The sequence below is a fragment of the Streptomyces sp. NBC_01478 genome (assembly GCF_036227225.1).
Taxonomy (GTDB): domain Bacteria; phylum Actinomycetota; class Actinomycetes; order Streptomycetales; family Streptomycetaceae; genus Streptomyces.
Window position 1 is genome coordinate 1,740,890 of record NZ_CP109444.1, and the last position, 18,630, is coordinate 1,759,519.

The 18,630-nt window shown below is 71.4% G+C and carries 14 protein-coding genes; 8 read left to right on the forward strand and 6 right to left on the reverse strand.

Annotation, left to right across the window (positions count from 1 at the left end; translation table 11 throughout):
* The first annotated feature begins 1 nt into the window (after nt 1).
* The 4 genes from OG223_RS07910 to OG223_RS07925 are packed head-to-tail and all read left to right on the forward strand — an operon-like array spanning nt 2 to nt 3,512.
* The gene (locus tag OG223_RS07910) at nt 2–970 is read left to right on the forward strand and encodes an ABC transporter permease (protein ID WP_329244353.1); all 969 of its coding nucleotides are present in this window, start codon (nt 2–4) and stop codon (nt 968–970) included.
* Nucleotides 963–2,009, forward strand: coding sequence for an ABC transporter ATP-binding protein (locus OG223_RS07915; RefSeq protein ID WP_329244356.1), 1,047 nt, complete (start codon nt 963–965; stop codon nt 2,007–2,009). The genes OG223_RS07910 and OG223_RS07915 overlap by 8 nt, the downstream gene beginning before the upstream one ends.
* 23 nt (nt 2,010–2,032) lie before the next feature.
* Nucleotides 2,033–3,013: an ABC transporter ATP-binding protein gene (locus OG223_RS07920; protein ID WP_329265190.1), complete on the forward strand. Its 981-nt coding sequence runs from the start codon at nt 2,033–2,035 to the stop codon at nt 3,011–3,013.
* A gap of 34 nt (nt 3,014–3,047) precedes the next feature.
* Nucleotides 3,048–3,512: a DUF5990 family protein gene (locus OG223_RS07925; protein ID WP_329244359.1), complete on the forward strand. Its 465-nt coding sequence runs from the start codon at nt 3,048–3,050 to the stop codon at nt 3,510–3,512.
* Nucleotides 3,513–3,534: 22 nt separating this feature from the next.
* Here OG223_RS07925 and OG223_RS07930 read toward each other — a convergent pair whose 3' ends face one another.
* The 3 genes from OG223_RS07930 to OG223_RS07940 form a co-directional block, all read right to left on the reverse strand.
* Nucleotides 3,535–5,268, reverse strand: a complete 1,734-nt coding sequence (locus OG223_RS07930; RefSeq protein ID WP_329244362.1) for an LCP family protein — start codon at nt 5,266–5,268, stop codon at nt 3,535–3,537.
* 188 nt (nt 5,269–5,456) lie between these two features.
* Entirely contained in the window at nt 5,457–7,226 is a 1,770-nt protein-coding gene (locus OG223_RS07935) for a hypothetical protein (RefSeq protein ID WP_329244365.1), read from the reverse strand.
* A gap of 152 nt (nt 7,227–7,378) precedes the next feature.
* Nucleotides 7,379–8,254, reverse strand: a complete 876-nt coding sequence (locus OG223_RS07940) for a helix-turn-helix transcriptional regulator (protein ID WP_443073696.1) — start codon at nt 8,252–8,254, stop codon at nt 7,379–7,381.
* A gap of 197 nt (nt 8,255–8,451) precedes the next feature.
* Between OG223_RS07940 and OG223_RS07945 the strand changes: the two genes are divergently transcribed.
* On the forward strand, nt 8,452–9,321 hold the full coding sequence (locus OG223_RS07945; protein WP_329244370.1) for an SDR family NAD(P)-dependent oxidoreductase: 870 nt from the start codon (nt 8,452–8,454) through the stop codon (nt 9,319–9,321).
* A gap of 15 nt (nt 9,322–9,336) precedes the next feature.
* Here OG223_RS07945 and OG223_RS07950 read toward each other — a convergent pair whose 3' ends face one another.
* The 3 genes from OG223_RS07950 to OG223_RS07960 all read right to left on the reverse strand — a co-directional run bounded on the left by OG223_RS07950 (nt 9,337) and on the right by OG223_RS07960 (nt 11,709).
* Nucleotides 9,337–10,128: a DUF1963 domain-containing protein gene (locus OG223_RS07950; protein ID WP_329244373.1), complete on the reverse strand. Its 792-nt coding sequence runs from the start codon at nt 10,126–10,128 to the stop codon at nt 9,337–9,339.
* 88 nt (nt 10,129–10,216) lie between these two features.
* Nucleotides 10,217–11,092 (reverse strand): PhzF family phenazine biosynthesis protein, encoded by an 876-nt coding sequence (locus OG223_RS07955; RefSeq protein WP_329244376.1) that lies wholly within the window; start codon nt 11,090–11,092, stop codon nt 10,217–10,219.
* A 77-nt stretch (nt 11,093–11,169) separates the two neighbouring features.
* The gene (locus OG223_RS07960) at nt 11,170–11,709 is read right to left on the reverse strand and encodes a hypothetical protein (RefSeq protein WP_329244381.1); all 540 of its coding nucleotides are present in this window, start codon (nt 11,707–11,709) and stop codon (nt 11,170–11,172) included.
* 385 nt (nt 11,710–12,094) lie between these two features.
* Between OG223_RS07960 and OG223_RS07965 the strand changes: the two genes are divergently transcribed.
* The 3 genes from OG223_RS07965 (at nt 12,095) to OG223_RS07975 (ending at nt 18,296) form a co-directional block, all read left to right on the forward strand.
* Nucleotides 12,095–15,829, forward strand: coding sequence for an nSTAND1 domain-containing NTPase (locus OG223_RS07965; RefSeq protein WP_329244384.1), 3,735 nt, complete (start codon nt 12,095–12,097; stop codon nt 15,827–15,829).
* A gap of 64 nt (nt 15,830–15,893) precedes the next feature.
* Nucleotides 15,894–16,100, forward strand: coding sequence for a hypothetical protein (locus OG223_RS07970; RefSeq protein ID WP_329244387.1), 207 nt, complete (start codon nt 15,894–15,896; stop codon nt 16,098–16,100).
* Nucleotides 16,101–16,514: 414 nt separating this feature from the next.
* Nucleotides 16,515–18,296 carry a protein kinase domain-containing protein gene (locus tag OG223_RS07975; RefSeq protein ID WP_329244390.1) on the forward strand — a complete coding sequence of 594 codons (1,782 nt, stop codon included), beginning with the start codon at nt 16,515–16,517 and terminating at the stop codon, nt 18,294–18,296.
* The last annotated feature ends 334 nt before the right edge of the window (nt 18,297–18,630 follow it).

Consider the following 18,630-nt stretch of genomic DNA (forward strand, 5'->3'; position numbering starts at 1 on the left):
CATGCTCCGGTTCATCGTCAAACGCTTCGCGTCCGCCCTGCTGGTGATGTTCGCGATCAGTGTGCTGGTCTTCCTGATCTTCTTCGCCACACCGGGAGTCGACCCCGCCGCCCGCATCGCGGGCCGCAACGCCGACCCGGCCACACTCGCCCAGGTCCGGCACTCGTTCGGCCTCGACCGGCCCATGCCCGTCCGCTACTTGCTGATGATGCGGCACCTGCTGATCGACCGTGACCTGGAGTCGTTCGTCAACCGCGGCTCCCGCGTCATCCCGCAGATCGTGCAGGCCACCCCCGTGACGCTCTCGCTCGTCGTCGGTGCCGCGCTGATCTGGATGACGGCCGGCATCATCATGGGCACGGCGGCCGCGGCCCTGCGTGGCAAGGCGGCCGACCCGCTGATCATGCTCGTCGGCGTGGTCGGGGTCTCGCTGCCGGCCTACTGGCTCGGCGAGGTCGTCAACCTCATCACCCAGAAACAGCTGCACGGTTCGGTGTTCTCCTGGGTGCCACCACCGGGATACGTCGACCTGAGCCACGACCCCGGCCAGTGGGCCCTGCACCTCCTCTTCCCCTGGCTGACCCTCGCGCTGCTGTACGCCGGGATCTACGCCCGGCTGCTGCGCGGCGAGGTCGTCACCGCCCTGAACGAGGACTACGTCCGCACCGCCCGCGCCAAGGGCCTCTCCGAACGGCGCATCCTGATCCGCCACGCCCTGCGCTGCTCGCTGATCCCGATCGTGTCGCTGTTCGGCCTGGACTTCGGCGCGCTCGTGGGCGGCGCCGCGCTGCTCACCGAGGTCGTCTTCGGCCTCCCCGGCATCGGCAAGTTGACCTTCGACGCCCTCCAGAACCTGGACCTGCCCGTGATCATGGGGACCGTCCTGTACGCGGCGTTCTTCGTGGTCCTCGCCAACGCACTGGTGGACATCCTGTACGCCCGACTCGACCCGAGGGCCCGCCATGCTTGACCAACCCCTGCTGGACGTACGCGACTTGAGGGTGTCCTTCCGCACCCGCCGAGGCTCCGTCACCGTCGTCGACGGCCTGTCCTTCTCCGTGGCCCCCGGCGAGATCCTGGGCGTGGTGGGCGAGTCGGGCTCGGGCAAGAGCGTCTCGATGCTCGCCGTACTGCGCCTGCTGACCAGTCCCAACGTGACCGTCGAGGGCCAAGTCCACTTCCGTGGCCGGGACTTGCTCACGCTCCCCGACAAGGAGATGCGGGCGGTACGGGGCCGGGAGATCGCCATGGTCTTCCAGGACCCGATGACCGCGCTCACGCCCGTCTACACCGTGGGCTGGCAGATCGCCGAGCAGATCCGGGCGCACGAACGGGTCTCCCGCAAGGAGGCGCACGAGCGTGCCGTCCGGCTGCTCTCCGACGTCGGCATCCCCGACGCGGCCTCCCGGGCGAACGCGTACCCGCACGAGTTCTCCGGCGGCATGCGCCAGCGCGCGGTCATCGCGATGGCCCTCTCCTGCGGCCCCGCCCTGCTGATCGCCGACGAGCCCACCACGGCGCTGGACGTCACTGTCCAGGCCCAAATACTCGACCTGATGCGGGAGTTGAACACGGAGGGCTCGGCGGTCGTCCTCATCACGCACGACATGGGTGTGATCTCCCAGATCGCCGACCGGGTCCTCGTCATGTACGGCGGCCGGGCGGCCGAGGAGGGCCCGCGCCGTGCGGTGTTCCACGGACCACGCCACCCGTACACCTGGGGGCTGCTCGACTCGGTGCCCCGGGTGGGCGGTCCCCGGCTGCGGCGGCTGCCCACCATCGCGGGGATGCCGGTCGCGCCGGGGAGCCTGCCGGAGGGGTGCGCGTTCGCGCCCCGGTGCCGGTTGCGGCACGAACGGTGCGAGGAGCGGCCGGTGTTGAGGGACTTCGGTGACAGCGCGCACCGCGATGCCTGCTGGCTGCCCGACGACGACCGCGGCTCGCTGCGCCTGACGGCACGGGCCGCGGCGAGCGACGTACCGGACATGGAACGAGAGGCGACACCGTGAGCGCGCGAACGACGACGGCAGAGGTGCTGCTGCGCGCCTCGGACGTCACCAAGCACTACCCCCTGCGCGCGGAAGGGCTCTCCACCCGCCGCAAGGTGCTGCGGGCCGTGGACGGGGTGTCGCTGGAGGTGCGCGCCGGTGAGACGCTCGGCATCGTCGGCGAGTCGGGGTGCGGCAAGTCCACGCTCGGCCGCTGCCTGGTCCGGCTCACCGAACTCACCGGCGGGCGGGTCGAGTTCGACGGCCAGGACATCAGCACGCTCTCCACGCGCCGGCTGCGTCCCGTACGGCCGGGCATGCAACTGGTGTTCCAGGACCCGCAGGCATCGCTGAACCCGCGCCGTCGCGCCGGGGACATCGTGGCGGAGCCACTGCTCGTGCACCGCTACGGCGACGGTGCCGCCGTGCGCCGTCGGGTCGCCGAGCTCTTCGACGTCGTAGGACTGGCCGCGGCCCATCTGGACCGCTATCCGCACGAGTTCTCCGGTGGTCAGCGGCAACGCATCGGTATCGCACGGGCGTTGGCGACGAACCCGAAGCTGATCGTCGCCGACGAACCGGTGTCCGCGCTCGATGTGTCCATCCAGGCACAGGTGTTGAACCTGTTCGCGGATCTGCAGGAGGAGTTCGCGCTCACCTACGTGTTCATCGCGCACGACCTCGGGGTGGTCCGGCATGTGTCGGACCGGATCGCGGTCATGTATCTCGGGGAGATCGTCGAACTCGCCGAGACGGAGGCGCTGTACAAGGAGCCCGCGCACCCCTACACGCAGGCGCTGTTGTCGGCGGTGCCGGACATCGACGACGGCACGCTCACCGACGAGGTCCCGCGCGAACGCATCGTGCTCACCGGCGAGGTGCCCAACCCGGTCGACAAGCCGACGGGGTGTCCCTTCCGCACCCGCTGTCCGTACGCGCGTGAGCTCTGCGCCACGGAACGGCCCCGGCTGACTCCGACGGCCTCCGGTCGTCACACCGCCTGCCACTTCCCCTTGATCGACTGAGGGTACGGAGGGCGGACCCGGCATGATGGCCCGTATGCACCTCCGCATCGACGCCGTCGACCTGCCCGGCCGTTCCTTCCCCGCCCCCGCCGACAAGCCCGTCGCGACGTACGACGACGTCCATGTCGCCGTACAGCGCCGGGACCGGCCGGCCGAACTGCTCGACCCGCAGCCGGGGGACGCCACGTCCGCGACCTGGACGCTGGAGTGCACGACGGAGGCCACGCCGGACGGCATCGTGGTCAAGGGCCCTTATGTACAGCACCGGATGGGCCTGCGGTTCGTCTATCTGTCGTGGGGGACGGTCGACGCGGCCGGGCTCTTCACCATGTTCCGGCGCGCCAAGCTCATGCTGGACTCCGTGCCCGAGGACGTCCTGGCGGCCGCCGCGCGCGACGGTCTGCTGGTCGGCCGGCTCGGTCTGACCGACGCGAACGGCGGCCCGCTGTGCGCGCGGGTCGATCCCCCGCACATCACCTGGACCGCCGCCGCCCTCTAGCTGTCGGTTCTCCGGCTGTCGGTCAGGACGCCGAGTCCTTCTTGTTCGTCGCCAGTCGGTACGCCTGGGTCGGGGTCATCGGGACGCCGTTCAGGCTGACCGTCTTGAAGGTGCTGACCTCGGCGCACTTGGACTGGTCGGCGGTCGCGGCCTTGGCATTGCTGGTGGCCGCCTTGGTGTCGGCGGGGGCCGGGGAGGAGGTGGCGCCCGGGTAGGTCGCACCGCTGGGCCAGTCCGTGCCGATCACCAGGGTCAGGCCCGTGCCGGTGCCCTGTTTCAGGTGCGAGGAGGCGAGGCCGAGCGCCCTGGCCACCGTCTGGGCCTCGGTCTTCTGGTCCGGGCCGTAGGTGAGCGTGGTCGTGGTCGCGCTGACGGAGGCGTTGCCGGTCGTGGTGCCGGAGCTGAAGCCGCCGTCTATCAAGGAGGTGGCGACCGTGGAGGCGCGCCCGCTGATGCTGGTGCCGTTCTCCACCGTCACCGCGATCTGCGCGGCGGGAACAGCGGCGGCCGTGGCGGTCGCGGTGGCCGCCGTGGACTTCTTGCCGGACGAGGTGGTCAGGGACTGGTCGTTGGCGATCGTCGCGAACAGGCTCTTCGCCGCGGTGGCGGGGACGACACGGTCGGCGTCGTCCGGGTCGGCGCCGGTCTGCATCGTGGTGAACGTCATGCGCTTCGTGGGGACCTTGTCCAGGTCCGCGGCGAGCCCGATGAGTTTCTTGACGGTGCCGAGGCCGGTGTCCACGGTGAGCGCCTTGGTGGCGGCGTCGGCCAGGTTGTAGACGGCCGTGGGGTTGGTGAGCGTGCCGGCGCTCTTGAACTTGCGGATCATCGCGCTGAGGAAGATGTGCTGGGAGACGGTACGGCCGAGGTCGCTGCCGTCGCCGAAGCCGTGCCGGGAGCGGACGAACTCGAGCGCCGCGTTGCCCTTGAGGGTGTGGGTGCCCTTGGCGAGCTTCAGGTGCGAGTAGGTGTCGTAGACGTCGGCGTCGACGCACACCGAGACACCGCCGACCGCGTCGGACATCTTCACCACACCGGAGAAGTCCATCTGCACGAAGTGGTCGATGGTGATGCCGGTGAGCTGGTGCACGGTCTTGACCTGGCACTCCTGGCCGTACCGCAGCGCGCTGTTGATCTGACCGTAGTAGGCGGCCGTGGACTCGCCGCTGTCCGGGTCCTTGCAGGCGGGGATGTTGGTCATGGTGTCGCGGGGGATGCTCATCACGGTGGCGTTGGAGCGGTCGGCGGAGATGTGGACCACCATCTCCACGTCCGCGTTGCCGTTCCCGGACTGCACACCGGTGGTCGAGCAGCCGCCGCCGAGCTTGCAGTCCGTCGCGCTGCTGCGGGCGTCGCTGCCCATCACCAGGAGGTTGATCGGCGTCCGGCCGAAGGCGTCGGCCTTCTCCTTGCCGCCCGCGCCGTCGTCGATCGCGACGCTGTTGATGTTGCCGTTCAGGTGCTCGTAGAACCACCAGCCGACACCCGCGGTCGCCAAGATGACCACCGACAGGGATATCGCGCTGATCTTCAGCACCCGCCTGCCGCGCGGGGTCTCCTTGACGCGGCGGCGCGAGGCGGCGCGACCGCCGTGCGCGCGGGATCCGGCGCGCGGGGCCTGCCGGGCCGCGGCGCGGGCGGCTGCCCGGCCGCCGGTGGGCAGGGGCTCGTCGGCCTCACCCGCTCGCGGCCTGGGCACCCCTCGTGTGCGGCTGCGCGTGGCATGGCCCACGGGGCCGTCCCCGAGGTCGGTCATCTGGCACTCCCACATAACGGTCGGGCCGTTCAGGCCGTTCGATGCTGCGGCCAGGGGCGCGCGGCCGTGTCGGGTCGAGCGAGGCGGGGTTTCCGTCTCTCTTGTGTGGTTGCGCAATATAACAATCTCAGATGAGAACCTCGCAGGTCCTTTCTCATTTACGGGATATCCTTTTACGTCAAAGTCGGTCAACTGATCGGAATCCGTGCGGTGGTGATGGTCATCGGGGTACCGGTCACGGCGATGAGGTAGAAGCGCGGATGCGACCCGCCCGGCACCCGCCGGACACCGCCGGGCGGCGTCACGACGTACGTCGTGGAGGCGTGCGGGGCGAGGGACGCCGGGCCGTCGGAGGCGGTCCACCAGTCGGAGGCGCCCTGTCCGAGGCGGCTGGCGAAGTGGGGGGTGAGCCGGGTTCCGGTGACATTGGCCACCCGGACCACGAGGCGGGTGATGTCCCGATGGCCGGACCGCTCCGCGAAGCTCGGTGTGACGTTCATCCGCAGCGGCGGCGCACTGGCCGCGGCGACCGTCGCGCACACCACGGCGGGCGCGACGAGCCCCGCCGCGAGGACGGCCTTGGCCCGGTGGCCGGTCAGGTGCGGGATGCGGGGCTGCCAGGCCGAGGCGAGCGCGGAGGCGGGGACGGTGGCGGCCGCCGCGAGCCACAGCGGGGTCATCATCAGGAAGTAGCCGTCCTGGGACCGGGTGGCCAGGTAGAAGCTCAGCCAGGGCAGCACGGTGATCGCCGGGCCGAGCCGCCGTACGAAGAGCAGCGTGGCGGCGAGAAGGCCGCACAGGAGCAGGATGCTGCCGTAGGAGTAGTAGTCGAGGTGCCTGCTGCCCGCGGTGAAGTAGTACGAGATCCCCATGAGGCCCTGGCCGTGCAGGATCGCCTTCTGGGTGAGCGGGAGCAGCAGGCCGTGCAGCCAGGTGGGGAAGTCCTGGGTGGCGAAGTAGACGTTGATCGCGGCCCAGGTGAGCGCGGCGGTGCCGGTGTAGCGGGCGACCACGCCGAGGGCGAGCCGCGGACACGGCCCAGGTCCTAGGTCGCCGCGTCGGACGGCGTAGAGGCCGACGAGGAGGAACGGGGTGAGGAACCAGGCGAGTTGCTGGGTGGCGCAGGCCGCGCCGAGGCAGAGGGCCTGGAGTACTCCGGGCGCTCCGAGCCGGCCGCCGGCTCCGGTGTCGGGCCACCTCACCACCACCGGGATCAGGAGTACCAGCGCGAGGACGGCGGGGTAGCCGGAATAGGCGTAGCCGGGCAGGAAGCCGAAGCCGAGGCACACTGCGGTGGCGCCGGAGCGCCAGGGGGCCGGGAGCAGCCACCACAGCAGGACGGCGCCCGCGAGCAGCGCGCCGGTGGTGACGAGGGTGGCGGCGGCCGTCGAGTGGATCACCGCGTGGACGGGGGCGGCGAGCAGCGCGGTCAGGGGTGGGTAGCCGTAGGTGTAGTCGGCGCCGCCCGCCATGGTCTTGGTGATGCCGACCGACGATCTGTCGAACAGCCAGGGCCAGGGCTGACCGTAGACGGGGTGTCCGTGCAGGATCTCGTGGGCGGCCTGCGCGGTGAGCACGCCCTCGTCGGTGCCGGCGTGGTTGAGCCAGTAGCCGCACAGGACCAGTGCGACGGCGAGCAGCAGGACGCCCGCGTCCACCCGGGTCAGGGCACGCCGGGTGCGCGTGGTGAGGGCCAGGACGCCCGCGACGAGGATCCCGGCGTAGCAGACGGAGATGATCGCGGCGACGGGCGGACGGGACGTCATCGCCCTCGTCCAGGCGTCACGGGTGCCGATGAACAGGCTGATCGCGGCGATCAGCGTCATCGCCCGGTGCAGTTGCTGCGGCGCGGCGGGCTCGGTCACGAGCGGGCGGGTCCGCGGCGGTCCGGCTACGGCGGGCACCGCGTCGCGCTGTCTCAGCGGGAGACCACCGCCGCCCCGGGGGCCGTCGTTCATGGTGTCCTTCTCCTTACTCCGTCCCCGTCGTCGATCGGCAGTTCACTTCCGGGGCTACCTCCACTACATGTCGTAGAGGTGAAAGGAGCCGCCGAGGTTCACCGGCGGAAGGGAAGAGCTGGGGAAGAAAGTGGTGACATTCCAACTCCGGTTCAGGGCTGTGCAGTTCGAACGGCACCGGTGGCGAACCGGTCGGTGCCCAGCACGGTGAGGAGGGCGAGTTTCTCGTGGCTCTCCGTCCCCGGGGTGGCGGTGAAGACGAGGAGCGACTGGCCCTGGTCCGGTTCGAGGAGGAGCTGGCAGTAGAGGTCCAACCGTCCGACCCGAGGATGGACGAACCGCTTGGTCTCGCTCCAGCGCAGGCCCACCTCGTGCCGCTCCCACAGCCGGGCGAACTCGTCGCTGGTGCGCCGCAGGACGTCCGCCAGGTCGGCCGCCGGGGAGCCGGGTCCGTCCCGGGTGACGGCACCGCGCAGCAACGCGGCATTGGTCCGGCTGTTGATGCCGTGGTCCTCGGGGTCGTACCGCTCCCGCTCGACCGGATCGGTGAACCAACGGTAGGTCGCGCTACGGGAGTTGCCGGTGTACCGGGTCTGCTCGCCGAGCAGCGCCACCGCCGACGGTGTCTGCAGCAACGTCTCGCCCAGCGGGCCCATGATCTGCGCGGTGGTGCCGGCCAACCCGTCCATGACCCGCATCAGTCCGGGGCTCACATGCCGAAGTCTTAGGTCACGGCGGGCAGTTCGGTACCCGCCGAGCAGGAACAGGTGATCGCGTTCGTCCGGGGTCAGCCGCAGGCCGCGGGCGATGGCCGCGAGCATCTGCTCCGAGGGCTGCGGCCCGTCACCGCGTTCCAGCCGGGCGAAGTAGTCGGCGGACATGTCGCACAGCTCCGCCACCTCCTCGCGGCGCAGGCCCGGAGCGCGCCGTCGCGGGCCGCGGCGCAGCCCGACGTCCTCCGGTTGCAGGGCCGTGCGCCGGACGCGCAGGAAGGTGCCGAGGGACGCGCGGTCGAACGTATGGTCCATGGCCCTCATCGTTGGGCATCCGGCGGGGCTTAGCCACGACCTCGCGTTCAGTGGTTGCGCGGGTCCTTCCGGCGCCCTTGGTGGGGCGAGTTCACTGGCGATGCGATCAGCGACGCGGTCGGCGACGCGGTCGGCGACGCGGTCACCGGTCGCCGGCGACCCACAACCGCGCACCACGAACCATGGAGCCAAGTCCCATGACCAGCATGCCCAGTTGGACAGCGAAAGATCTCCAGGACCTGACCGGACGTACGGTGGTGATCACCGGTGCCGGGCGTGGCCTCGGCCTCATCACGGCACGCGAACTCGCCCGCGCGGGTGCCCGTGTCGTGCTGGGAGTGCGTGACACCGACAAGGCCCGGCACGCCGTCGCGGACCTGCCCGGCACCTTCGACGTCCGCCCGCTCGACGTGTCGGACCTGACCTCGGTACGGGCCTTCGCCGACGCCTGGTCCGGCGACCTCGACATCCTGATCAACAACGCCGGCGTGATGGACATCCCCGCCGCGCGCACCGCCGACGGCCTCGACCTGCAGACCGCCACGAACCACACCGGGCCCTTCCTCCTGACCACCCTGCTGCTCGACCGCATCACGGACCGCGTGGTGCACGTCACCAGCGAGCTGCACAAGCAGGGCAGGATCGACCTGGCCGACCTCGACTGGCGTACCCGCAAGCACAACGGGATGCGGGCCTACCAGGCGTCGAAGCTCGCGGTCGTCCTGTTCTCGCTCGAACTCCAGCGACGGCTGACCGCCGCGGGCAGTCCGGTCCGCTCCGTGCTCGCCAGCCCGGGCATCGCCCGCACCTCGCTGGCGGCGCACTCCCGGTCGAACGTCGTCAACCGGTTCACGTTCCTCACCAACGCCCCCGAGCGCGGCGCGCTGTCGCTGCTCTACGCCGCGACCCAGGACGTCCCCGGCAACTCCTACATCGGCCCCGACGGCCTGGGCGGCTTCCGGGGCTCCCCGGCCGTACGCCGACCGGGCAAGGCCGGACTCGACCAGGCCCTGGCCGGCCGACTGTGGGATGCGACGGCCGACCTCGTCGGGGTGGTCGCCCGGTGAGCCCCCTCCACGGGGTCAGGTCTGCTGCTCGTACCGGAGGCCGGCATACCGCCCGGCGGCGATGTCCTCCCGGGTGCCCACGATGAGGTTCATGGTGCACACCGTGTAGTCGACCGCCTGCCCGGCCAGTTGCGCGAAGAGCACGAGACCGCCCTCGTCCGGTGCCATGTCCCACGGGTCGGAGAACCCGCCGATCTGCACGCACACACCGGGGTGGTGCCCGCCGAAGGCCAGATCGAGGACCGCTTCCTCGAAGCCGTCCAGCGCGCCCTCGTTCCCGTCGCCGTCGCTGTCGCCGTCCAGGAACGCGCTGGTGTGCGGGCCCCCTTCCCGGTCGTGCGCGATGCTCAGTCCGGGCACGGGGTAGAGGGTGCGTGGTTCATGGACCTTCGTCTCCCAGGCCTCACCTCTGAACTCGTACGCCGCGGGGCGCTCCGTGGTGGGCACCCCGGCGGGGACGTGCAGCACCATGGACGACTCGGGCGGGTACGAGATCTCGGTGAAGACCAACAGGTGGCCGTCGGCGGGCATTTCGATGTCCAGGACGTCGCGGGGCAGGGCCGCGCAGTCGACGCTCAGCACGAGCGGCTCCCGCCCTTCGGGCCAGTCCACCCCGTCCGGCAGTGCGGGGAGCCCGCCCGTGCGCGCGGCGGGGCGCATGTGCTCCCGCAGGGACTCGGGCACCTCCTTTTCCTCCACCAGGTAGAGGCAGGGCCGGCACTCGGCCAGCAACTCCCGTGCGACGGGGCCGGGTACGCCGTATGCGGCGGCCGTCTCAAGGAGCCGCGCTTCGTCGATCGAGGTCATGCCCGGGATCGTGCCATGGACCACTGACATGCCGTGGAGCATCACCTACGGCGAACCCCACGGCCCCATCAGCATGACAGTCGCCGCTTCAGCCGATGCGCGTTCCCGCGCCGCCGACCCGGACGCGAGGGTCGCCCGCGCGCAGCGTCACCGTGAGTTCGCCGGGGCGGCCCAGGTCCTCGCCCTGATGCAGGGTGAGGACGGAGTCCTCCGGGACCAGGCCGAGTTCACGCACGTACGCGCCGAACGCGGCGGCCGCCGCCCCGGTCGCCGGGTCCTCGACGACGCCGCCGACGGGGAAGGGGTCACGGACATGGAAGACGGTGGCCGACTCCCGCCACACCAACTGGACTGTGGTCAGGTCCAGTTGGTGCATCAGGGCTTCGAGGCGGACGAAGTCGTAGGCGAGATCCGCGAGTCGGGCACGCGTCGCCGCCGCGAGAACGAGATGGCGGGCACCGGCGAAGGCGATACGGGGCGGGAAGGCCGGGTCGAGATCGGCGCTCGGCCAGCCGAGCGCGGCGAGCGCCTCGTCGAGGTCCGCGCCGGCGATCTCCACGAGGTGCGGCTCGACGCTGGTGAGCGTGGCCCGGAGCGCCCCGCCCTCCTCGACCACCTCCACCGGCACGACGCCCGCGCGCGTCGCGAACACCAACTCCCCCGGGCCCACCCGCTCGGCGAGCGCCACGGCGGTCGCGACGGTGGCGTGCCCGCAGAACGGCACCTCGGCCTTGGGACTGAAGTAGCGGATGCTGTACGACCGCCCCTCCTGGCCGCCGAGACCCTCAGGAGGCGCGGACAGGAACGCCGACTCCGAGTACCCGAGTTCGGCGGCGATGGCCAGCATCTCGCTGTCGTCCAGGGTGGCGGCGTCCAGGACGACACCGGCGGGGTTTCCGCCGTCGGGGTCGCTGGAGAAGGCGGTGTAGCGGAGAACCTCGGGCCGTGGCGCACGCGTCGTCATACAGCACAGTGTTCCGGATCGGATGCGGCACGGTGATCCGCCCCTCCCGTGCGATCCGCCCCTCCCGTACGAACGGTTCAGCGGGGCGTCCTGACGTAGGCGTACGGGGCGGAGACGTAGGTGCAGTGGTGATCGGCGGCGCGCAGGGCGGCGGTGAGGCGCTCGCGCGGTTTGAGGCCGAGCTCGGCGGTGGCGTGCAGGGCGCCGAGAGCCAGGTCGTCCCCGGCGCCCACGGCGGCGTATCCGTCGACGGGCTCACCGACTTGATAGTCGCCGTGGATCTCGAAGAGACGGCCGTGTACGCCGACGAGGAAGACGCCCGCCTGTTCCTGCTCGGAGTCCTTGCGGGCCCATCCACCGTCCTTGAGGCAGGTCCGGACGGCGTTGATGAAACTCGTGGCCATGAATCGGTCGAGCTCGCCTTCGGGCTGTGGCGCCGCGAACGCGTGGTGCAGAAGCTGGCCCATACGGAACGAGGTGGTGAATCCCAGTACGTAGGGGCCGTTGGCGAAGACCTTCGGGTCGCGGCGGATCGTGAGCTGCGACCCGCTGCTGCCCGCGGAGTCTCCGGCGAGATGGACACGCCCGCGATGGACCAGACCGACGATGACGGTCAAGTCACCACCTCCAGGGGTTTATTGGGTTCTTTGTCGTCGTGCATGGACGCGTTCTGCCCTCCGCCCGGGCGGAGTTACCCCTTCCGCATCGTCGGCAGCCCGGTCGCGGTGAAGCGCTCGAAACCCGGGTGCCGTCGCCGGAGAGCCCCACGTCGATCCGGGCTGCTTGGTCCGTGCCCCGCCCAACTCCCCTTCTCCGCCCGTCACTTCTCATTGATTGGCGTACCGGAAAAGGCTGCCAATCAACTCCCGGCCTGGTGAACTCGGGGCTGTGGGGGAGGCCGTCCCGCGTTCCCTGCGGGGAGGGAACGCGGGACGTTCAGCCGGCCCACGGTTCCGCGGGTGACCTCCCGCGAACGGGTGACGTCGTAGATGGGGGGGCGGCATGGGGCGTCCGGAGCGGCCGCTGGATCCTGGGGCGGGGCCGGTACAGCGGTTCGCGTTCGCGTTGCGTCAACTGCGGCGCGAGGCCGGGGGGATCACCTATCGGGCGATGGCCGGGCAGGCCGGTTTCTCCGCGGCCACGCTGTCGGAGTCGGCGGCCGGTGAACGCCTCCCCTCCCTGCCCGTCACCCTCGCCTACGTCCAGGCCTGCGGCGGAAACGTCGCTGAATGGGAGCGGCGTTGGCGGGAGGCGTCCGCGGAGGAGGCGGGGCGGCCGGCCCAGGACGAGGAGGAGGCCGCGTCGCCGTACCGGGGGCTGGCGCGGTTCGAGCCGGGGGACCGTGACCGTTTCTTCGGCCGGGACCAACTGGTCGCCGACCTCGCCGAGTTGGCCCTCGACCACCGGTTCGTGGCGGTGGTGGGCACGTCGGGCAGCGGCAAGTCGTCCCTGCTGCGCGCCGGACTGGTCCCGGCGCTGCGCGGTGCCGCCTGGCCCGGCCCCCGCCCGGCCGCCATACGTATCCTCACCCCCGGCGAGCACCCCGCCCGCACCCACACCCGGGCCCTCACCCCCGCCGAAACCCCACAGAACGCGAAGAACGGGGAGGACGCGCAGGACGGGGAGGGCGGGGACACGTGGGTGATCGTGGACCAGTTCGAGGAGGTCTTCACCCTCTGCCCCGACCCCGCCGAGCGGACCCGTTTCCTCGACCGGCTGCTGACCGCGTCCCGGCCCGGCGGCGGGCTGCGGGTGGTGATCGCGGTCCGTGCCGACCTCTACGGCCGGCTCGGCGAGCACCGCGCGCTGGCGGACGCGCTGCGCGGGGCGAGCCTGCTCGTCGCCCCGATGAGCACCGACGAACTGCGCGAGGCCGTCGTCAAACCCGCCACCGCCCACGGCCTGACCGTGGAACGCGCCCTGACCGACCGCATCATCACCGACGTGTCCGACCGCCCCGGCGGCCTCCCCCTCATGTCCCACGCCCTCCTCGAAACCTGGCGCCGACGCCGCGGCCGCACCCTGACACTCAAGGGCTACGAGGCCGCCGGCGGCGTCCAGGGCGCGATCGCCCAGACCGCCGAAGACCTCTACGCCAGCCTCACCCCACAGGAAGCCGCACTCGCCCGCCAGGTGATGCTGCGCCTCATCGCCCCCGGCGACGGCAGCGACGACACCAGCCGCCCCGCCCACCGCACCGAACTCGACACCGCCGGCACCGGCGACACCACCGGCACCGACACGGCCGTCGTCCTGGACCGGCTGGCCCGCGCCCGCCTGATCACCCTCGACGACGACACCGTCGACCTCGCCCACGAAGCACTCATCACCGCCTGGCCCCGCCTGCGCGACTGGATCGACCGCGACCGCGAAGCCCTGCGCCGCCACCGATCACTCACCCAAGCCGCCCTCGCCTGGCAGCAGTTGGACCACGACACCGGAGCCCTGTACCGCGGAGCGCGGCTGACCGCCGCCGAGGAAACCTTCACCACCCCCGACAACACCAACCAACTCGCCCCACCCGAACGGGAGTTCCTAGCAGCGAGCCTGCGGATGCGGGACGCGGAACACCGCGTGGCAGCTCGTGCGACCCGCCGACTGCGCTCCCTGGTCGCCGCGTTGGCCGCCCTGCTCGTGCTGGCCGTCATCGCCGCCGGGCTGACCTTCACCCAACGACAGAGCGCGGTCACCGCGCAGCACACGGCACTGTCCCGGCAACTGGCCGCCCAGTCCGCGGCGTTGCTGGACAGCAACCCCGACCTGGCGGCGCTGCTCGCGATCCAGGCGTACCGCACGAGCCCCACCGGCGAGGCCGTCACGAGCCTGTACACGGCTGCCGCGCTGCCGCTGCGCCACCGTCTCACCGTCGGCGGCAAAGTGTTGTCGGTGGCGTTCAGCCCGGACGGCCGCACCCTCGCCACCGGCAGCACCGACGAGGCCATGCGGTTGTGGGACACCGCCACCGGCACGCTGCGAGCCACGCTCTCCGACCGGGCCGGGGGTGTCCGGGCGGTGGCGTTCAGCCCGGACGGCCGCACCCTGGCCGACGGAGGGATGCACGGCCTTGAGCTCTGGGACGTGGCCACGGGCACGGTCCGCGTCAGGCTCACCGGTCGCGGCCAGACGGCCGCGGTGGCGTTCAGCCCGGACGGCCGCACGATCGCGGCCGCCTCAGGCACGACGGTGAGCCTGTGGGACGTGGCTTCGCGGAAGACCCGTGCCACGCTCAAGGGTCACATCAGCACCGTCCGGTCGGTGGCGTTCAGCCCCGACGGCCGCCTCGTGGCCACCGGCAGCGACGACGGCACGACCCGGCTGTGGAACGCGGAGACCGGGAAGCAGCGGGCCGTCCTGACCGGCAACGGCGGCCAGGTGTACTCCTTGGCCTTCAGCCCGGACGGGCAGACCCTGGCCGGCGTCGTCGGCTACACCGTCCGGACCTGGCCGGTACGGTCCGCCCTGCTTCCCCACAGCGGGAGCGGTGCCGGACGCGTACTGCTCTCCAACCGCCCCGGCCCGGAGTGGTCGGTGGCGTTCAGTCCGGACGGCCGCACCCTCGCCACCACCGGAAACGACAAGACGCTGCGGCTGACGGACCTGGCCACCGACGAGACCCAGAGCATCACCACCGGGCACACGGACGTGGTGGGCAGCGTGGCGTTCGGTCCGGACGGCCACACCCTGGCCACGGGCAGCAACGACGGCACGGCACGACTGTGGCAGGCGGACACCGGCCAGTCCCGTACCACCCTCAGCGACCGTACGGGACCCCTCGATTCAGTGGCGTTCAGCCCTGACGGCCACACCCTCGCGACGGGCAGCGGCATCGGGAGAGTCCCCCTGTGGAACACGTCCACCGGAACCCTCCGAGCCACCCTCCGGGTCACCCACGCGGACACCTCTCCGGCGAATGAGGTGACGTTCAGTCCGGACGGCCGCACCCTGGCCACCGGCGACATCGGCGGAAACGTACGACTGTGGGACGTACGCACGGGGACATCCCGCCTGGATCTGCCCTACAACAGGGCCAGCGTCGATTCGGTTTCCTTCACCCCGGACGGCCGCAGTCTGATCAGCCGTTACGTCGACGGCCGACTGCGGCAGTGGAACACGACCACCGGCAAGGCGCGCACCCTCACCACCCGGCACACCGCGACTGTGTGGTCCAACGCCGTCAGCCCCGACGGACGCACCCTCGCGACCGGCGGCTACGACACGCCGATCCTGCTCCAGGATCTCGCCACCGGCACCCTCCTGGCCACCCTCACCGGCCACACCAGCGGCGTCAAAGCGCTCGCCTTCAGCCCCGACGGGCGGACCCTCGCCAGCGGCAGCGAGGACCGCACCGTACGGCTGTGGGACACCGCCACCGGGAAGCAGCGGGCCGTTCTGAGCGGCCACGGCGACGACGTACTGGCGGTGGCCTTCAGCGCCGACGGCCGCACCGTGGCCAGCGGCAGCGCCGACGACACGGTGCGCCTGTGGGACGTCGCCACGGGAACGCTGCGAGCCACGTTGACCGGCCACGCCGGGCCCGTACGGTCGGTGGCCTTCAGCCCCGATGACCGCACTCTCGCCACCGGCAGCGACGACGGAACCGCCCGTCTCTGGAGCCTGACGCTCCTCGACCCGCGCCAGGCCGTCGACAAGATCTGCACCGCCGTGCACCGCGACTTCACGCGCCTGGAGCGGACCACCTACCTCGGCGGCCACCAGGACGCGGCCTGCCCCATCTGATCGCCCGGCGACTCTCCCCGCATCGACCGATCTTCCCCAACAGAAGGAACAGAAAGAGGACGCCATGCTCGCGAACGTCCGAGCACCCGTGATCGCCCTGTTCGACCGCGACCGACGTGAATTCGTGCTGCGCGAACACGGCGAACCGCGCGAGACCGGGCAACTGGCACCCGAGTTGTTCGACGGCCCCGACCCCGACGAAAGCCCGGCACTGATCCTGAGTGACAGACTCCGCGCACGCCTCGTCGCCGAACAACCGGTCTTCCGCTGACCTCAGCCCTGCCGAGGACCTTCTCCGGGCGGTACGACCCTCACCGCCCCCTGCGGCGATAAGCCACCGCTGTAAGCCATCGCTGTCCGGCGAATCATGCCGCAGACGCGCGGTCCGGCACGCCCACCTGCGGAATGGCCGTCGATCGCCGGCTCCCCCTCTCGCCGACGCCGATCGGGCACCGCCAACTTCCTACGCCTGATCCGCCGGACAGGCCCAGCCCAGCCCAGGGCAACGCAACACGCGCCGACGCACCAGCCGCGAACGACCGCCTCAAGCCACCCCCCCACCCATACCGAGCAGCCCCCGGTGGAACGGAAGTGAGGGAAACCCTGAACGGACGTCACGGCTCGGATAACCTCGTCAAAGCGTGGGGCCGAACTGACGTACGGCGCACATCACTTCGGGAGATCCGTGTCAGAACAGCGGCCGCTGCCACCGGACCCGGCGACGAACGAGGCCGCCGCGCTGCGCCAGACCGGTGCCTCACCCCTGCGCCTCGGCGATCCGGACCGTATCGGCTCCTATGTGCCGTTGGCCCTGCTCGGCAGCGGCGGTATGGGGCGGGTCTACCTCGCCCGTTCCGCGGACGGCAGCCCCGGGCTGGCCGCAGTGAAGGTGATCAGGCCGGAGTACGCGGACGATCCCGGCTTCCGGCGCCGGTTCGAGCGCGAAGCGTCGGTGCACGAACGGGTCAGCACGTCGCACACACCGCGACTGTGCGGCACGGGCTTCGAGGACGAATTGCTGTGGATGGCCACCGAGTATCTCCCGGGGCTCGATCTGGCGCATGCCGTACGTGAGCACGGCGCCCTGGAGACGGCCGCGGTCTGGCGTCTGGTGGCGGAGCTCGGGCAGGCGCTGGCCGACCTCGCGGCCGCGGGGATCGTGCACCGGGATCTGAAGCCGTCCAACGTGCTGCTGTCCGTCGGAGGCGCGCATGTGATCGACTTCGGCATCTCGAAGGCCATGGACGCCAGCACGATCACCGGCACGGGCGTCCGGGTGGGAACTCCCGCCTACATGTCGCCGGAACACCTGAGGACCGGCAGATCCGACCCGGCGTCGGACGTGTTCTCACTCGCCGGGACGCTGGTGTACGCGGCGATGGGGCGTGCCCCGTTCGGCGACGGTACGGGGATCGACGTGATGCACCGGGTGGCGTTCGAGGAGCCGGACCCCGAACTGATCGCCGAGATCTCGGCGGCGGACGCGGCGCTCGGCTCGCTGCTGACCGCCTGCCTGGCCAAGGAGCCCGAACGGCGGCCCACCGGGCAGGACTTGATCAATGCGGCCGGGGCACGCACCGAGACGACCGTGTGGCCCGAGCCGCTGGCCGGCCAACTGCTGGCCCGGCAGCGGGCGTACGAGGTGCTGTACCGCCTCCCCGTCGCAGCGCAAGCCCGATTACGGCCTCCGGACGAACGGCCGATGGCGATGCCGTCGGCACCGGCCGGGCAGGGCGGCCGGTCCGGTCCGCCCGTTCCCGAACCACCGGTGGTGGTCGCCGACGCCGCCTCCGGCACACCGTCGGCACGCCCTCAGGAGAGCAGGGCCCGCACCTGGGCACGGAAGAAGTCGGTACGGGCAGTCGCCGCGGGCATCGCCGTCTGTGCGGTGGCCGCGGGGGTCTTCGTGTTCAGTCACCACGACGCCCCGCCCGCCGCTTCCGGCCCGGGGTCCGCTACGACGACCGGCCACACCGTGCCCGGCGGCACCGCCTTCTCACCGGCACCCGGGGCCTCGGACGCGAGGGCTGCCTCCGGCAAGAACGCCGACGGCGCCGCGAACCCCGACGGCGCGGCCACGAGCCCCGAGGACTCCGGCTCCGCCGCACCGGCGGTGCACGGCACTCCCTCCGCTCCCGATGCCGATCCCAGCGCCCCGGCCGACGCGACTCCCTCCTCGTCCCCGAGCAGTCCGCCCACCGCCGAGCCCGCGACCCCGGCCTGGATCTCGGACTGCACGTACTACCCCGGCAACGGACGCACGCGCCTCGGAGACAGCGGCAAGCGTGTGCTGCAGGTGCAGTGCATGCTGACGAAGCGCGGATACGACGTCGGGAGCACAGGCGTGGACGGCGACTTCGGTGCCGGAACCGAGTCTGCGGTGGAGAGCTTCCAGAGCGACAAGCTGCTGGACGCCGACGGCATCGTGGACCACGAGACCTGGATCGCCCTGCGCAGCACCGAGTGATGTACCTGCCTCACCCCCGACCACCGCGGCGTGCAACACGCCGAACGGAGCGTGAGGCCACTTCTTCCGACCACGCTCTGACGGCCGCCCGCGCTGCCGCCGGCTGCCGTCCTGTCGGCGGTCGGCGGTCGGCGGTCGGCGGTCGGCGGTCGGCGGTCGGCGGTCGGCGCCCAGGTTCCTGCCGCGGCACCTGACCGGCCGCCCCCTCTCCCCCTGATACGACGTGACGGGGCGAATGCGACGCCGAAGCGGTCGGGGCCAGCCCTGCATCGGCCCGCACACGCGAGGGCCCCGCCGAGACGGGGAGCCCGGAAGGGCCTCGACTCGAACCACC

Bases quoted from the DNA above. Each gene is read 5' to 3' on its own strand.
- OG223_RS07935 (WP_329244365.1), bottom strand. From the start codon at position 7,226: ATGAACGACGGCCCCCGGGGCGGCGGTGGTCTCCCGCTGAGACAGCGC.
- OG223_RS07930 (WP_329244362.1), bottom strand. From the start codon at position 5,268: ATGACCGACCTCGGGGACGGCCCCGTGGGCCATGCCACGCGCAGCCGC.
- OG223_RS07950 (WP_329244373.1), bottom strand. From the start codon at position 10,128: ATGACCTCGATCGACGAAGCGCGGCTCCTTGAGACGGCCGCCGCATAC.
- OG223_RS07940 (WP_443073696.1), bottom strand. From the start codon at position 8,254: ATGGACCATACGTTCGACCGCGCGTCCCTCGGCACCTTCCTGCGCGTC.
- OG223_RS07945 (WP_329244370.1), top strand. From the start codon at position 8,452: ATGACCAGCATGCCCAGTTGGACAGCGAAAGATCTCCAGGACCTGACC.
- OG223_RS07925 (WP_329244359.1), top strand. From the start codon at position 3,048: ATGCACCTCCGCATCGACGCCGTCGACCTGCCCGGCCGTTCCTTCCCC.
- OG223_RS07965 (WP_329244384.1), top strand. From the start codon at position 12,095: ATGGGGCGTCCGGAGCGGCCGCTGGATCCTGGGGCGGGGCCGGTACAG.
- OG223_RS07970 (WP_329244387.1), top strand. From the start codon at position 15,894: ATGCTCGCGAACGTCCGAGCACCCGTGATCGCCCTGTTCGACCGCGAC.
- OG223_RS07915 (WP_329244356.1), top strand. From the start codon at position 963: ATGCTTGACCAACCCCTGCTGGACGTACGCGACTTGAGGGTGTCCTTC.
- OG223_RS07910 (WP_329244353.1), top strand. From the start codon at position 2: ATGCTCCGGTTCATCGTCAAACGCTTCGCGTCCGCCCTGCTGGTGATG.
- OG223_RS07955 (WP_329244376.1), bottom strand. From the start codon at position 11,092: ATGACGACGCGTGCGCCACGGCCCGAGGTTCTCCGCTACACCGCCTTC.